The 11610-nt window shown below is 68.0% G+C and carries 12 protein-coding genes and 1 pseudogene; 5 read left to right on the top strand and 8 right to left on the bottom strand.

Going from position 1 to position 11610, the window contains the following annotated elements:
• Positions 1 to 123: 123 nt before the first annotated feature.
• On the bottom strand, positions 124 to 915 hold the full coding sequence (locus AAD496_RS14600) for a glucose 1-dehydrogenase (RefSeq protein ID WP_349829594.1): 792 nt from the start codon (positions 913 to 915) through the stop codon (positions 124 to 126).
• Positions 916 to 1085: 170 nt separating this feature from the next.
• Between AAD496_RS14600 and AAD496_RS14595 the strand changes: the two genes are divergently transcribed.
• The gene (locus AAD496_RS14595; protein ID WP_349829593.1) at positions 1086 to 1838 is read left to right on the top strand and encodes a sulfite exporter TauE/SafE family protein; all 753 of its coding nucleotides are present in this window, start codon (positions 1086 to 1088) and stop codon (positions 1836 to 1838) included.
• A gap of 190 nt (positions 1839 to 2028) precedes the next feature.
• Here the strand turns inward: AAD496_RS14595 and AAD496_RS14590 are convergent, their stop codons facing one another.
• The 4 genes from AAD496_RS14590 to AAD496_RS14575 form a co-directional block, all read right to left on the bottom strand.
• Positions 2029 to 2742: an NINE protein gene (locus AAD496_RS14590; protein ID WP_349829592.1), complete on the bottom strand. Its 714-nt coding sequence runs from the start codon at positions 2740 to 2742 to the stop codon at positions 2029 to 2031.
• A gap of 175 nt (positions 2743 to 2917) precedes the next feature.
• A complete protein-coding gene (locus tag AAD496_RS14585; RefSeq protein WP_349829591.1) occupies positions 2918 to 3406 on the bottom strand; it encodes a hypothetical protein in 489 nt (162 codons plus the stop codon).
• 68 nt (positions 3407 to 3474) lie between these two features.
• Complete coding sequence (locus AAD496_RS14580) at positions 3475 to 4401, bottom strand: inositol monophosphatase family protein (protein ID WP_349829589.1); 927 nt, start codon at positions 4399 to 4401, stop codon at positions 3475 to 3477.
• A gap of 111 nt (positions 4402 to 4512) precedes the next feature.
• Positions 4513 to 5679, bottom strand: a complete 1167-nt coding sequence (locus AAD496_RS14575; protein WP_349829588.1) for an acyl-CoA dehydrogenase family protein — start codon at positions 5677 to 5679, stop codon at positions 4513 to 4515.
• Positions 5680 to 5899: 220 nt separating this feature from the next.
• Between AAD496_RS14575 and AAD496_RS14570 the strand changes: the two genes are divergently transcribed.
• Positions 5900 to 6406 carry a GNAT family N-acetyltransferase gene (locus AAD496_RS14570; RefSeq protein ID WP_349829587.1) on the top strand — a complete coding sequence of 169 codons (507 nt, stop codon included), beginning with the start codon at positions 5900 to 5902 and terminating at the stop codon, positions 6404 to 6406.
• Entirely contained in the window at positions 6403 to 7116 is a 714-nt protein-coding gene (locus tag AAD496_RS14565) for a GNAT family N-acetyltransferase (RefSeq protein WP_349829585.1), read from the top strand. Before AAD496_RS14570 ends, AAD496_RS14565 begins: the two co-directional genes overlap by 4 nt.
• An 18-nt stretch (positions 7117 to 7134) precedes the next feature.
• Here AAD496_RS14565 and AAD496_RS14560 read toward each other — a convergent pair whose 3' ends face one another.
• Positions 7135 to 7779, bottom strand: coding sequence for an isochorismatase family protein (locus AAD496_RS14560; RefSeq protein WP_349829584.1), 645 nt, complete (start codon positions 7777 to 7779; stop codon positions 7135 to 7137).
• A 168-nt stretch (positions 7780 to 7947) separates the two neighbouring features.
• On the opposite strand from AAD496_RS14560, the gene AAD496_RS14555 reads away from it, so the two are divergent.
• Positions 7948 to 8358 carry a hypothetical protein gene (locus AAD496_RS14555; RefSeq protein WP_349829582.1) on the top strand — a complete coding sequence of 137 codons (411 nt, stop codon included), beginning with the start codon at positions 7948 to 7950 and terminating at the stop codon, positions 8356 to 8358.
• Positions 8358 to 8762, top strand: coding sequence for a hypothetical protein (locus AAD496_RS14550; RefSeq protein WP_349829581.1), 405 nt, complete (start codon positions 8358 to 8360; stop codon positions 8760 to 8762). Before AAD496_RS14555 ends, AAD496_RS14550 begins: the two co-directional genes overlap by 1 nt.
• Positions 8763 to 9480: 718 nt before the next feature.
• On the opposite strand, the pseudogene AAD496_RS14545 reads toward AAD496_RS14550, so the two are convergent.
• Positions 9481 to 10023 (bottom strand): annotated as a pseudogene (locus AAD496_RS14545) (ATP-binding cassette domain-containing protein); the annotation flags it as partial.
• Between the two features lie 139 nt (positions 10024 to 10162).
• Positions 10163 to 11365 carry an IS110 family RNA-guided transposase gene (locus AAD496_RS14540; RefSeq protein WP_349829580.1) on the bottom strand — a complete coding sequence of 401 codons (1203 nt, stop codon included), beginning with the start codon at positions 11363 to 11365 and terminating at the stop codon, positions 10163 to 10165.
• Between the last annotated feature and the right edge of the window lie 245 nt (positions 11366 to 11610).

The following is an 11610-nucleotide window of genomic DNA, read 5'->3' as shown; positions in this document are numbered from 1 at the left end:
CCTCGGTATGTCACGACATATCGAGGGCCGTCGAGGATTTCGGGGCGGTGTGGTTCCGGGGCGGGTCCGCGCGCGAGGCGCCGGGGCGGGGCGCCTCGGGAGCGCGGTCCGGTACGGCGACGCTCAGTACATGGCCGACTGGCCGCCGTCGATCGGGACGACCGCCGCGTTGATGAATGGCGCGTCGTCGGACAGTAGGAATGCGACGAGGCCGGCGACCTCCTCGGGCTTGCCGAACCGCTTCATGGGGTTGACGGAGACGAACTCCTCGCCGACCTTCTCCCAGTTGTCGGGGTCGATCTGCTTGAGCGAGCCCTCGACCATGGCGGTCATGATCGCGCCGGGGGCGATCGCATTGATCCGGACGCCGTGTTCGCCGTACTCGCGGGCCGAGTTGCGGGTCAGACCGACGACGCCGTGCTTGGACGCGGCGTACCCGGACTGCATGCCGACGCCGGTGATGCCGCCGACGGAGGCGGTGTTGACGATGGAGCCGTGGCCCTGCTCGCGCATGACCTTGACGACGTGGGTCATGCCGTAGAAGACGCCGTTGAGGTTGACCGCGAGCACCTTGGCGAATTCCTCGGAGCCGAAGTCCTCGGTGAGGTTCTGGCGGCCCTCGATGCCGGCGTTGTTGAAGAAGCCGTCGATCGTGCCGAAGGTGTCGAGCGTGTGCGCGACGTACTTCTTCACCTCCTCCTCGTCGGTGACGTTCGCGGTGACGAGTTCGATCTTCGCCTCGGGAGCGGCGGCGAGGATCTCGGCCTTCGATTCGTCCAGGCCCTCGGCGTCGAGATCGACGAGCACGAGGTTCGCGCCCTCCTCGGCGAGGCGGAGCGCGGCGGAACGACCCAGTCCGGAGCCGCCTCCGGTGACGATGACGGTCTTGTCGGTGAAACGGGTGATGGCGGACATGTGTGCCTTCTTCCTGCCGGGCGGCCACCCGGCCTGTCGACGTGCCCCGCGGGGTCGGCCCGCGGGCCCGGCACCCACCCTAGGAGCGTGCGGGGCGCCTGGCGCTGATCCGTCCATCACAATCCCGTCCCTCGTCCACGATCCGGGACGGTGGGCGTAGTCTGGCGCCGATGACCACTCTCGCCGTTGCCGTGACCCTCGCCGCGATCCTCGTCGGCGCCACCCTCCAGCGACTCTCGGGCACCGGGGTGGGCCTCGTGGTCGCACCGGTGTTGGCCCTGCTCATGGGCCCGGCGCTCGGGGTGTTCGTGACGAATGCGACGACGGTGGTGAGCGGGTTCCTCATCATGCTCGCCGTCCTGCGCGACGTCGACTGGAAGAGGTATCTGATCTTCCTGCCGATGGCGGTCCTCGGCGGGATCCCCGCCGGGCTCATGGTCCGCGAGCTCCCCGCCGCCTGGCTCAACATCGTCATCGGAGCGGTCGTCCTCGTGGCACTGGGGCTGACCTTCGGGATGCCGCGCGTCCCCCACGTGACGAGCCGCTGGCTCACCGCCGGTGCGGGCGCGGTCGGTGGATTCCTCAACACGAGCGCCGGCGTCGCCGCACCCGCCATGGTGATCTATTCGAAGGTCTCCCGCTGGCCCCAACGGTCCTTCGCCGCGACCATGCAGCCGACCTTCATGACGATGGGCCTGATCTCCGTCCTCGTGAAACTCGGGGTCGGGGCGACGACGGTCGCACAACTGCCACCCTGGTGGCTCCTCCCCCTCATCGTCGCCGTCGTGTTCGGCGGCATCCGCGCCGGTGGGTGGCTGGCCGGGAAGGTGCCGGTCGAGGGTGCCCGGGTCCTCGCGATCACCCTCGCCGGGATCGGTGGACTCGTGGCCGTGATCCGCGGGGTCGTGCTCCTCGTAGGCTGAGCCGTCGCCGCTGCCGAGGCGCCCCGTCCTCGCGGCATCCGCACCCTGACCGCACGCCGGGTCCGGACACGGACGTACCCGCTCCCGTCGAACCGCCCTGTTCATGAAGCGGGCTGTTCGGCAGAAGCGGGTACGTGGGTGACGGAGACGGCGGCGCCGATCGTTCAGGCCGCGAGCACAGGAGGAAGGTTCACAGGAAGAAGAACGGGACGAATCCGTTGCCGGAGACCGTCCACAGGGCGACGACACCACCGACGACCCAACCGATCACCTTGTGCTCCTCGAAGCCGGTGAGCTTGCGACCGTACTGGTCGGTCTGCTGGTCGAAAAGCGTGAGGACGGCGTCGATGATCCACCAGATGCCCAGGCCGCCGAAGGTGAAGAGCTTGAGCAGGCCGGTGCCGACCTTGCCGAGGTAGAACCGGTCGACACCGAACATGCCGACGAAGAGCGTGAGCAGTGCCGTGACGAGATAGCTCTTGGGTGGTGCGGTCGGTGCGGGGCGGGTGTGCGTGCCCAGCGGCACGGAGCCGGGGGTCGGACCCGTGGTCCCACGGTGCGAGGCCGGCCCGTCGAAAGGCGTGGTCCCGAAGGGCGTCGTCCAGTTCGAGTCGTCGGTGTGGAGCGGGCCCATGCCCTCGGCCCCGGGGTAGGGGCGGTCGCCCAGGAGTGCGTCGGTGTACATGCCGCCGTCCGCCGGGGCGTGCGGGCGGGAGGTCGAGTACACGGAGGCCGGCGCGGACGAACCGTAGGTGGCCGGCGCGGAGCCGTGGACCATCGGGGCGGAACCGCCGCCGGCCGTGTACGAGCGCGCGGCGTAGGGCGCGGAACCCGTGGTGGGGGAGGTGTCGGTGATGTCGGTGGTGCCGGTGGCCTGTGGATCGGGGGTGCCGGAGGTGCTCACGGAAAGTCTCCTGGAGAACGCGGGCCCCGGGGATCCGTGCGGCCGATCCGCACCGTCCGGATGGGGCTCCTGGACTGATCAAATCCAGAGTGCGCCCGCGGGTGGTCCCGGCACAGTGCAGTTGCCCTCACCGCGGGGTGGGAAAACCCGATTCCCGTGGTGACAGGCCGGTGGTTCAGGCGTGGACGGCCAGGCGTTCCTGCACGGCGGCGAGTTCGCGGCCCATGAACCGGGCGAGGGCGTGACGGGCGGAGTTCTCCGTGAGCGCCTCGACATCGCCGTTGTAGTTGGTGTTCGTGTTGATGTCGTAGACGACGCGGGTGCCGTCGGCCTTCTCGATGAACTCGACGCCGGCGACCTCGATCCCGTGCTCGCGCAGGAACCCACAGAGTGCGACGACGAGGGGGTCCTCGGCGGTGATCGCGGGGCGCTCACGGAACTGGGCGGCACCGGCGTCGAGCTTCTCCTGTGCCTCGGCGGCCTCGACCTGGAGGGGCACCTCGCAGACGGCCGGGGCGAGGTCGATGGTGCAGGCGTCCGCGGGGCACAACTCGAAGGACCCGGCGGAGGTGTCCACCTGCACGGCGTAGACGAACTGCCCGTCCACGAACTCCGCACGGGTGACGAAGGGCTCGGCCGAGGCGTCGGGGCGGAGGGCGTTCATGCCGTCGATGGTGGCACAGGCGACGGACACGAATCAGTCGGTGAGGTGTGAGCAGAGCTGCGTTCAGTTCAGCCCTGGATCTGGGCGATGAGTGCCCCGACCTCCTCGGCCAGTGCCGGGGTGGCCGCGACGACGCCGGAGTACCGCCGGGTGAGGTCGGTGTCGAACTCGATGGTGCGCCCGAACGCGTCGAGCACCGCACCTCCGGCGGCGGGCGCGAACACCGCTGCCGCATAGACGTCGACGAGGCGGTGGGTGTCGCTGCCGGCATCGGCGAAGACGTCGATAGCGCCGGTGGCGACGAGCATGGACTCGAGGCAACTGGTCGACAGGACGCGGATCCGCCCGGCCCGGCGGGTGAGTGCCACCCACGTGTCCATCGTGTCGCCGCGCTCGCCGACCTTGGGTCGGAGCATCGACAGGGCGGCACCGTCGAGGGAGGACCGTCCCGAGGTGGCCAGCACCCTGCCGGTGCCGTCGACGGTGGGTCCGCCCGCCCGGGCGTGCACCGAGCGGCCGGTCTCCAGCCAGGTGTTGAGCGCCTCGACGGGGGTGTCGTCCTCGACGAGGACCCCGGAGAAACAGGACAGCGGGACACCGGCGGCGGCGTTCGCGGAGCCGTCGAGCGGGTCGACGACGAGCGTGCGGGCCGAGCCGTGGTCGACGAACCCGACCTCCTCGCTCAGCAGGTTCACCCGGTGGTGCTCGGCGACGGCGAGGATCGCGTCCTCGACGCGGACGTCGATCTCCATAGTCGGGGTGCCGTCTGCGCCCATCCGCGCCTCGGCCGCGAGAGTCGCGCGGTCGGCACCGGCCCAGGCGTCCACTGCCGCCGAGGCGGCCGCCCGGCAGGCCGCCGCGAGCACCGGGTCCGTCGCCTCAGGGAGGAGGGGGGCGGAAATCGGGCCGGCGTAGACGGGTGCGGTGGTACGGGAGGGCGCCTCGGTGCCCGGGGAGGGCGGCGGGAAACCTGCAGCGGCGGTGGGAGAAGGCATGCGGGGCACGCTAGGGGGCGGGGATGACCGTTCCCTGGCGTGCCCCTGACGGGGAACCGGATTCCCGGTGAACTGTGTGTGATGCCGCCGGGACCTTCCGTGCGCGGGACCTCAGATCTTGTTGCGGCCGATGAGCTGCTTGGCGATGACGCCCATCTGGATCTCGTTCGTGCCCTCGCCGACGATCATGAGCGGGGCGTCGCGGTAGTAGCGCTCGACGTCGAACTCGGTGGAGTAGCCGTAGCCGCCGTGGACGCGGATGGCGTCGAGAGCGACCTCGGCGGCGACCTCGGAGGCGTGGTACTTGGCCATGCCGGCCTCCATGTCCACGCGTTCACCGGAGTCGAAGCAGCGGGCGGCGTGGAGGACGAGCTGGCGGGCGGCCTCCAGCTTGGTGGCCATCTTCGCCAGGGTGTTGCCGACGGACTGGTGCTGCCAGATCGGCTTGCCCATCGACTCGCGCTCCTGGGAGTACTTCACGGCGTCGTCGAGGGCGGCCTGGCCGACACCGAGGGAGCGGGCGGCGACGTTGAGGCGGCCGGTCTCCAGGCCCTTCATCATCTGTTTGAAGCCCTGGCCCTCGGTCTCGCCGAGCAGATGGGCGCGCGGGACCCGGACGTCGGAGAAGGAGAGCTCGCAGGACTCGACGCCCTTGTAGCCGAGCTTGGGCAAGTCCTTGGAGACCTCGAAACCGGTGGGGACCTCGAAGTGGGGGTCCTTCTCGACGAGGACGATGCTGATGCCGCGGTGGGCCGGGTCGGCGGTCGGATCGGTCTTGCACAGGAGCGCGACGAGGCTGGACTTCCGGGAGTTGGTGATCCAGGTCTTCGTGCCGTTGATGACGTAGTCCTCGCCGTCGGTGGCCGCCACGGTCTTCATGGCCTGGAGGTCGGAGCCGCCGCCGGGTTCGGTGAGCGCCATGGTCGCGCGGATCTCACCGGTGGCCATGCCCGGCAGGTACTTGTCCTTCTGATCTTCCGTGCCGAACATCTGGATGAGCTTGGCGACGACGGTGTGCCCACCCATCGCACCGGTGAGCGTCATCCAGCCGCGGGCGAGTTCCTGTGAGATGAGGACGTAGGCCTCGGTGGAGACCGCGCCGAAGCCCCAGGGTTCGGGGATGGCCAGGCCGAAGATGCCCATCTCCTTCATCTGTTCGATCCACTCGGTGGGGTACTCACCGGACTTCTCGACCTCGCCCACGCGCGGCTTCACGTCCTTGTCGATGAAATCCGCGACGGTCTTGATCATCATCTGTTCTTCGGCGGTGATCGTCATGATCCGGTGCTCCTCGGGGTGATGCGGTGGTCGTCGGTGACTCGGGACACATGCTAGTGGATTCATGCCCCGACGAGAATGGTGGTGTAGTTATTCTTACCGGTAAAGAAATAGTCTGTGCCGTGTCGGGTGTCGTGGAGAATCCGGCAGCTGATACCGGACGGGTCGCGCACGACCGCGCCGGTGCGGCATGAGGTCGGTCCGGTCTAAGGTCGGGAGCATGACCCGGAACACACTCACCGTACGCACCGTGACCGAGGCCGACGAGTCCCGCTGGAAGGAACTCTTCCGCGGTTACCGCGCCTTCTACGAACTCGCGCCCGACCAGGCGGTCGTCGACCGGGTGTGGTCGTGGATCGCGGATCCCGACCACGAGTGCCGAGCGCTCGTGGCGGTGGACACGGACACGGGGACGATCGTGGGGATCGCTGACTTCCGCCGCTTCTCACGTCCGAGCACCGGCTCGGTGGGACTGTGGCTCGACGATCTCTACACGGATCCTGCCGTCCGCGGTCGGGGCATCGGCCGGGCGCTCGTGCGCCGCCTGCAGGAGATCGCGCAGGAGGAGGGTGCGACGACGGTCCGCTGGATCACCGCCGAGGACAACCACCGCGCGCAGATCCTCTACACGCAGGTGGCGACCCGTACCCGCTGGGTCACCTACGATGCGGCACCGGCCGCACCGTCGGTACCTCCGGAGGAACCCGCCACCGAGGCCGACGCATGACGTCGACGAACGTGTACGGCCAACCGGTGGGGTCGGCACTCGAGGGCTGGGCGCCTCGGGAGCGGCCGACCGGGGGAGTGCTCACCGGGCGGTACTGCCGACTGGAGCGTCTGGACGGCGCGGTGCACGGTCCCGCGCTCGTCGCGGCACACCGGGGAGACGACGGTGCACAGTGGACCTACCTGCCCATCGGGCCGTTCGACGACGAGCGCGATCTCAGGGCGTGGATCGACGACGCCGCGGGACACGACGATCCGCTCCACTACGCGGTGATCGACGCCGCGACGGGTACGGCCGTGGGGAGCCTGGCACTCCTGCGGCAGGACCCGGGCAACGGTGTCGTGGAGGTCGGATGGGTGACCTATTCACCCCTGTTGCGCCGGACCCGGGCGTCGACCGAGGCCCAGTACCTGCTCATGTGCCACGTCTTCGACGACCTGGGGTACCGCCGGTACGAGTGGAAGTGCGATGCGCTCAACGCGCCCTCACGGGCCGCGGCCGCGCGACTGGGCTTCACCTACGAGGGCACGTTCCGGCAGGCGGTCGTCTACAAGGGACGGTCGCGGGACACCGCGTGGTTCTCCCTGCTCGACCACGAGTGGCCGCAGGTGCGGGCCGGTTTCGAAGCCTGGCTCGACCCCACGAACTTCGATGCGGAGGGTGCGCAGAGAACGCCCTTGGAGGTGCGGGGCTCGGCAGAACGTCGGTGAGGCCCGGGATCACCCGACTCACGCGGCCGGGGAGGTCTCCACACCGGCCCCGCGGAGTTCCGCCAGGACCTCCGGCACGCGCGTGGGGTCCACCGCGGCTACGAGATCCGTGAGGACCGTCGTGCGGAAACCCGCTGCGACGGCGTCGAGGGCGGTGGCACGCACGCAATGGTCGGTGGCGATGCCGACGACGTGGACCGCCTCGACACCGGCGTCCCGGAGGAGGTCGGCCAGCGGGCGTCCCGCCTCGTCGGCGCCCTCGAATCCGGAGTAGGACGGGACGCCGAACCCCTTGTGGACCCAGGTGGTGATGCAGGTGGTGTCGAGATCCGGGTGAGGACGGGCGCCCGCGGTCCCGCGGATGCAGTGCGGCGGCCACGAATCGACGAAGTCGGGGGAATCAGGCGGGAGGGCGATGTGCCCGGAGTTCGTCGAGTCCGGGGCATGGTCGTCGCGGGTGCCGACGACGAGGGTGTACTCAGCGGCCACGGCACCCAGGTACCGGCTGATCGCCCGCGCGGTGGCGGCCCCGCCGTCCACACCCATGGAACCGCCTTCGCAGAAGTCGTTCTGGACGTCGACGACCACGAGTGCGGTGCGGGGTGGGATCCGGGAACCGGTGCGGGTCCGGTCGGTGGTGGTCTGCTGGGCGACGGCGGACATCGGTGGCCTCCTGGGGAACGACTACGTGCGTGACGATTGTCCCCGCATCCCGTGTATCGGTGTTGCGGTCCCGGAGTGTGTCGGTCCCGGAGCAGCGCTGGTCCGCGTGGAGGAATCACTGCGTGGAAGAATGGAGCCACCCGGTCCCTCTCACCAGGAGCCCATGTCATGCCCATCTCGTTGATCATCCTCGGCGTCGGAACCGTCTTCGCTGGATGGCGTGTCGTCAAGAGTCTGTGGATCGTCCTCGTCCGCAATCCTCGACGGGTGGGATGGACCGCGGTCGAGGGACGGATCGTCGACGAGGTGTCCGACCACCGCGCGACCGTCGGCAGTACCAAGCCGTTGCGCCTTGACCCCGAACGACCCGACGAAGCCGTCGTCCACCAGCCACGGCGGGACGTCCGGGCCCTCCTGGGCGCGGTCGTCTTCCTCGTGTTCTGGCTGCTGGTGTGTTCCATGCTCATCAACGGATTCGGCGGACCCGGCGGATTCGGGTTCGGAAGATCCGAAGGATTCGGCTGGTTCGGTGACATGTGGGAGAACATCCGCCGAATCGGGTCGACCGAGGTGTTCTGATGACCCCGTCCCGTTCCTCGATGACCTATGCGTCGGCCCTCAACCGCAACGAGTTGTACGCGAGTTTCGGCCTGCGCTCGGACATCCCGACGCTGTTGGAGGACGACGAGGAGGTCCTCCTCGTGTGTCCCGGAATCGCCGGGAACTTCCCGCATGTGCTCATCGTGACGCGCGAGAGGGTCGTCCTGGCCAAAGTGGCGGGGCCGTTCCGGAAGAAGAAGATCCTCCGGCAGGCGCCTGCGGGGGCCATCACCGGTGTCGAGTACGGCGGACGCCTGTTCTCGCTCATGAAGGTCCGTGTTCGTGGCGGCCGTGACATGCGGATGATGCCCCACCGCAAGGCCGACGCCACGAGGTTCCACTCCGAGTTCGAGCATCTGCTCCGGACGGGCCGACTGCCCTGACGTAACCCGGCGGGTGAGGGAGAGGACCGTCTCGGACCCGTGTCCGACGCGTTCTGCTCGCTCCCGCCGTCGACAGCCTCACTCACGCGACTGCACGGCGCAGGGTGAGGTAGGAACCGGCTGCGAGGACCGCGGTGAGGATCAGTGCGTAAAGGGTGAGGAGGACGGTGCCGGCGACGACGAGTCCGAGTGCCAACAGCACGATCGTGAGGATCATGGTGCCCCTCCTCTTGAAGACGGTCGCGCCCCAGAAACCCACGACGAACGCGAACATCATGATGGTGAAGAAGGTGAACCAGGCGGCCAGCGGGCCACCGTCCCACAGCCAGGGGAGATAGGCGACGTACCCGTTGACGCAGTAGCCCTCGGTGGCGATCTCGAGGGCCCCAGTAGGACGAACAGGGTCGCCATGCCGATCGCGCTGACCGCGGCCGCGGCGAGCGTCCCGAGATGGAATTCCCGCCGGGTGACGCTCATGGCCTGGGAGAACGGGAAGGTGAGTGTGAGCGCCTGGACGCCGATGATCGCGAAGTACCACATCGGGGCCTGGGCTCCACCGCCCCACTTGGGTTCGTCGACCGGGATCATCGCGAAGATGACGAAGGAGATCGCGATGGTGCCCGCGAGGATCAGAGCGGGGACCCAGACGAAGGTCTGGGTGTTGAGGAACTGCATGCGGATGACCGGGACGATCCGATTGCCGCTGCGGGTGGACGTGGCCGGCCTCGCGGACCCGCTCGAGCTCGTCCGGGGACAGCGTGCCGAGGAAGGTCGCCGAGGCGACACGGCCGAGGGTCTCGCGGTGGATCACCTCGTGGTCGGCGACGAACCGTTCCACCTGCGTGGCGTCCCCGACGAGGTTGGTGGCGCGTTCACGGGCCTCGTCCGTCGACTGGTCCATGATGATCCGTCCCTTGTCGATGACGAGGACACGTTCGATGAGGCTGGAGATCTCGTCGATGAGGTGACTGGAGAGCAGGATCGTGCGCGGGTGTTCCGCGTAGTCGGCGATGAGCCGGTCGTAGAAGATCTGGCGGGCGAGCGCGTCGAGTCCCAGGTAGGGCTCGTCGAAGACACGTACCGAACCACTGGTCGCGAAGTTCTGGGCCGTGAGGATCGACATCGCAGTCGTCTTGCCGGCGCCGTTGCGGCCCAGGAACCCGTAGATGGTGTTCCGTTCGATGTCGAAGTCCACGCGGTCGAGGGCGAGGGTCTCCTTGTACTTCTCGGTCAGGTCGCGGACCTGGATGACGGGGTCCATGGGATCCCTTTCGATGTGCGGCCTCAGGGCCGCGACGGGGGTGGAGTGGTGGAGTGCCGCTCGATGAGCGCCGTGAGATCGGCGGGGCCGAGTCCGAGTCGGCGCGCCTCGGCGACGAGGGGTGCTTCTATGGTTTTCGTCAAGCGGCTGTGGGGACCGGGGTGGCTCGGGATGCGTAGAAGGTTCCGTCTCTGAGCATGGCGTAGAGGACGTCGGTGCGTCGTCGGGCGAGGGCGATGAGGGCTTGGTTGTGTCGCTTTCCTTGGGCGCGTTTGCGGTCGTAGTAGGCCCTGGATTCTGGGTCGTGGAGGGCCGCGAAGGCGGAGAGGAACAGGGCTCGTTTGAGGGTCTTGTTGCCGCGTCTGGAGGGTTGCTCGCCGCGGATGGATGTCCCGGATCTGCGGGTTGCGGGCGCGATGCCGGCGTATGAGGCCAGGTGGGCAGCGGTTTTGAAGTTCTTGCCGACGACTTCGGTAAGGATGCGTGCTGCAGTCCTGACGCCGATGCCGGGCATTGACATCAGGACTTCGGCGAGAGGGTGGGCATCGACCACCTGAAGGATTTCTTCGCCGATCTCTTCGCGTTGCTGGCGGAGTTGTTGCAGTTGAGCGGTGAGCCGGTGGATGACTTTCGCGGCGGCATCGGTCCCGGCAACCACGACGGATTGCTCGGCGAGAGCGGTAAAAATCTCTTCGGTCAGTCGTGTGGCGAGTCGTGGCGCGAGTTTCTTCAGTCTTGCTCTGACGTGGCCGCGTCCGGCGGTTTTCAACGCAGCTGGGCTTGGGTAGCGGTTGAGCAGATCGAGCACGGCCGCATGATGCAGGCGCGGGCCGAGAACGCGTTCGAGGCTGGGATGGATCTGCGTTAGTAGGCCGCGGAGCCGGTTGCTGACCTGGGTGCTCTGACTGGTGAGGTCATCGTCGAAACCGCAGAGCATGGACAGTTCAGCGGTGTTCTCTTCGCTGACGGTGATGGATCGAAGCGTGTGCGGCATGGTCCGGGCGGTATCTGCGATGATGAACGCGTCCCGGGCATCGGTTTTGGCGTCTCCTGGGTGTAAATCGGCGACGCGACGCATCGTCAGCCCGGGCAGGTAGGCCACATCGATGCCCATGGATTGAGCGATCGCGACCGGCAGCGCACCAATAGTTTTCGGTTGATCGACCACCACGAGCAGGCGGCCATGAACCGCTTGCAGGTGTGTGAGGAGTTCCCGGATCTTCGGTTCAGATTGCGGTAAGGGTTTGTCGTGACGGATGGTTCCGTCGGCTGCTAGCGCGGTCGCGTGATGCTCCTGCTTGCCGACGTCTAATCCGATGACGAGATCGTGCTGGGTATTCATGAGAAGCCGCCTGTGATCAGTGGACCAGAAACGTGCGGGGCCAGATGGCGGAGACGTTCACATCCACGTTACGCAGACCCCGGTAGTTCGGGCGTGCTTCTATTAGCGATCCGTGACCGCCAGGACCGGCTCCGGTGACAACACCCCCCGGATCATGAATGACTGGGGGCAGACATCATGCCGGAGCCGGCTGGCTCCTACCCCTGATCATCGCTGATCAACGGGCCACGAAAAAGGTAACGGGG

Origin of the sequence: Brevibacterium litoralis (assembly GCF_040212315.1) — a bacterium.
Taxonomy (GTDB): domain Bacteria; phylum Actinomycetota; class Actinomycetes; order Actinomycetales; family Brevibacteriaceae; genus Brevibacterium; species Brevibacterium litoralis.
This window is presented reverse-complemented; position numbering and strand designations above follow the sequence as displayed.

Bases quoted from the DNA above. Each gene is read 5' to 3' on its own strand.
- AAD496_RS14555 (WP_349829582.1), top strand. From the start codon at position 7,948: ATGCCCATCTCGTTGATCATCCTCGGCGTCGGAACCGTCTTCGCTGGA.
- AAD496_RS14580 (WP_349829589.1), bottom strand. From the start codon at position 4,401: ATGCCTTCTCCCACCGCCGCTGCAGGTTTCCCGCCGCCCTCCCCGGGC.
- AAD496_RS14560 (WP_349829584.1), bottom strand. From the start codon at position 7,779: ATGTCCGCCGTCGCCCAGCAGACCACCACCGACCGGACCCGCACCGGT.
- AAD496_RS14565 (WP_349829585.1), top strand. From the start codon at position 6,403: ATGACGTCGACGAACGTGTACGGCCAACCGGTGGGGTCGGCACTCGAG.
- AAD496_RS14570 (WP_349829587.1), top strand. From the start codon at position 5,900: ATGACCCGGAACACACTCACCGTACGCACCGTGACCGAGGCCGACGAG.
- AAD496_RS14575 (WP_349829588.1), bottom strand. From the start codon at position 5,679: ATGACGATCACCGCCGAAGAACAGATGATGATCAAGACCGTCGCGGAT.
- AAD496_RS14595 (WP_349829593.1), top strand. From the start codon at position 1,086: ATGACCACTCTCGCCGTTGCCGTGACCCTCGCCGCGATCCTCGTCGGC.
- AAD496_RS14585 (WP_349829591.1), bottom strand. From the start codon at position 3,406: ATGAACGCCCTCCGCCCCGACGCCTCGGCCGAGCCCTTCGTCACCCGT.
- AAD496_RS14600 (WP_349829594.1), bottom strand. From the start codon at position 915: ATGTCCGCCATCACCCGTTTCACCGACAAGACCGTCATCGTCACCGGA.
- AAD496_RS14550 (WP_349829581.1), top strand. From the start codon at position 8,358: ATGACCCCGTCCCGTTCCTCGATGACCTATGCGTCGGCCCTCAACCGC.
- AAD496_RS14540 (WP_349829580.1), bottom strand. From the start codon at position 11,365: ATGAATACCCAGCACGATCTCGTCATCGGATTAGACGTCGGCAAGCAG.